This is a genomic window from Peribacillus sp. P4_C12 (assembly GCF_056402095.1).
In genome coordinates this window covers 1-1,789 of record NZ_JBFUIB010000648.1, presented here as the reverse complement: position 1 = coordinate 1,789, position 1,789 = coordinate 1, and the positions used below count along the sequence as shown (strand labels likewise).

Below are 1,789 nucleotides of genomic sequence, written 5' to 3'. Positions count from 1 at the left end.
TCCTTTCATTTCCCAATTCCTCTACCTGGATTTCTTTTCTGTCTTTCCATGGGTGGTCTGATGGACAAACCAATATCAATTCGTCATCGGCGAACTTCTCCACAATAAAATCGGTATTTTCTACAAGTCCTTCCACCAAGGCCAAATCAATGACATCGTTTGATAAATCCTCTAGAACTCGGGGGGTATTTTTTATCGTTAATGTTACTTTTACTTCAGGCTGTTGTTTTTTAAATTTCCCAAGCAAGCTCGGCAACAAATACTCGCCGATAGTCAAGGATGCACCTACTATGAGGTTTGTATTGTACGCGCCCATTGATTGCTGAATCACTTCCCTTGATTGGTTGAAGTCATTCACAATGGCTTTTGCAAAAGGGTATAACAACTTTCCTGCTTCTGTCACTCTCAGCCTCCCTTCCTCACGGTCGAATAACAAAGTGCTATAAAAATTTTCCAATTGGTGAATCTGTCTTGTTACCGCGGGTTGTGATAAGAAGCTTAACCTCGCTGCCTGGCTTATACTTCCTTCATCCACTACTAAACAAAACATTCTTAGATTTTCTAGTTTCAAAAGAACCAACCTCCATGTCTTTAAATAGTTTAATAAAATGATAGCATCATATAGGTAAATGGTGAAATGGAAAAGCAGCGCTATATTCCCTGAACAGGTGAGCCTATACAATTATTGGTGAAATTCTATATAAAACGGATAAATCTTCTGGGTATAACGTTTTGTTATACCCAATGATTTAGTTGCAATTTACCCATTCCTTTTTCTTTGATATGTTAATTATAAGATTTATATAAAGCAGCAAAGGGGAGTGACTGATGACAATGACTGGACAATGGAAAACACTGTTCCAATTATTTTGGACCTTTTTTAAAATAGCACCTGTCACATTCGGAGGCGGGTTCGCGATGATCCCTTTAATCGAAAAAGAAGTAGTGGAGAAGAGAAAATGGCTGAAAAGCGAAGAAGTTACAGATGTTTTTGCGTTATCTCAGTCCGTACCGGGAGCTGTCGCTATTAACTCCGCCACCTTTATCGGCCATCGAATTGCCGGAATGAAGGGCGCAATGGCAGCCATGATTGGTGTATCATTTCCTACCTTTATTATTGTTCTACTCCTCGGCATTTTGTATTTTTTCATTCAGGATAATCCAAAGATAGAATCCGCATTTATATCAATTAGAGCTTCCATAGTAGCCATCATCGCCTATGCGGCTATCAAGATAGGAAAAACAGCTATTGTTGACAAATCAACATTCGGTATATTTATAGTAGGGATTCCAGTCCTTTTCTTCATTCACCCGGTTTTAGCTATATTATCAGGAGCGATAGTAGGGATTGTGACTATCTCTGTTAAGAGGAAATTAGGTTACAAAATCAACATGGACCGAAAAGAAAAGAAAGAAGAAGAAAATGATTTCGAATATTTCATGGGTGCAGGCATATAGGTCCATGAAAGGTGGACGATATTTTCCTGAAAGTTATCGGTATAAACTGTTAAACTAATTTTCAAGAAAGCGTGGGATATAGAATGATGGAATTATGGGAGTTGTTTAGCACCTTCTTTATTATCGGCTTTGTATCATTCGGAGGGGGATACGCCATGATTCCCGTAATAGGATCTGAAGTCTCACAGCATGGATGGATGACGACGCAACAATTTACCGATGTAATCGCTATTGCCGGCATGTCTCCAGGTCCTATCACCATCAATAGTGCTAATCCAGCAGTCGAATAGCCAACGAGAATGGCACTATTGATGGTGATAGGACCTGGAGA

At 39.4% G+C, this 1,789-nt stretch carries 3 protein-coding genes; 2 read left to right on the top strand and 1 reads right to left on the bottom strand.

What is annotated here, in order from left to right; translation table 11 throughout:
• Positions 1–571 (bottom strand): LysR family transcriptional regulator (locus AC1DUW_RS27610; protein ID WP_477644024.1); only part of this gene is annotated, 571 nt, incomplete at its 3' end.
• A gap of 257 nt (positions 572–828) precedes the next feature.
• Between AC1DUW_RS27610 and AC1DUW_RS27605 the strand changes: the two genes are divergently transcribed.
• Both AC1DUW_RS27605 and AC1DUW_RS27600 read left to right on the top strand, forming a co-directional pair.
• A complete protein-coding gene (locus AC1DUW_RS27605; protein ID WP_236694931.1) occupies positions 829–1,458 on the top strand; it encodes a chromate transporter in 630 nt (209 codons plus the stop codon).
• Between the two features lie 83 nt (positions 1,459–1,541).
• Complete coding sequence (locus AC1DUW_RS27600; RefSeq protein WP_477644025.1) at positions 1,542–1,748, top strand: chromate transporter; 207 nt, start codon at positions 1,542–1,544, stop codon at positions 1,746–1,748.
• The last annotated feature ends 41 nt before the right edge of the window (positions 1,749–1,789 follow it).